Annotated in this window: 1 protein-coding gene; it reads left to right on the top strand. The window is 70.3% G+C overall.

Features of this window, described 5'->3' with window-relative positions; translation table 11 throughout:
- The coding region (locus J0A65_RS25935) for a metal-dependent hydrolase (RefSeq protein WP_206597073.1) at positions 1–324 on the top strand (324 nt) is incomplete at its 5' end.
- Positions 325–431 lie beyond the last annotated feature (107 nt).

Below are 431 nucleotides of genomic sequence, written 5' to 3'. Positions count from 1 at the left end.
GTCCACCTGGGCGGCAGCCTGGCGATGCGCTGGCTGTTCATGCTGATCGCCTCTCCGGCGCTGCTCTACCTGTTCAGCGATGCGATGAAGGTGATGATGCGCCAGGACCCGGCCACGCGTTATCGCCCGGGATTCCTGCGCATGTGGCACGACCTGGGCAAGCGCGGCCTGCTGCCGAGCACCGCCAGCGTCGGACGTTCCGTGCTGCGCTACTTCGATCCGCGCTTTCACCCGCGCATCGAGGGCGACCTGCAGGCCGCGCTGGACTATCTGGCCAGCTCGCCGGCGGCACTGCGCGCAGCCGCGGAGAAAGGCGCCGCGTGAACGCCCGGGCAGCGCGGGTGCAACGGTGCGGCGGCCTGGATCAGCGCCGAACGCGGCTCACTCGCCCAGCTCATCCAGCGCCGGCAGATCGGCGGAACGCTCGAGCA

This window comes from Bowmanella yangjiangensis (assembly GCF_017255015.1).
GTDB lineage: Bacteria > Pseudomonadota > Gammaproteobacteria > Enterobacterales > Alteromonadaceae > Bowmanella > Bowmanella yangjiangensis.
Note: the sequence above shows the minus strand (reverse complement) of the source record. Positions and strands in the feature narration are given on the sequence as shown.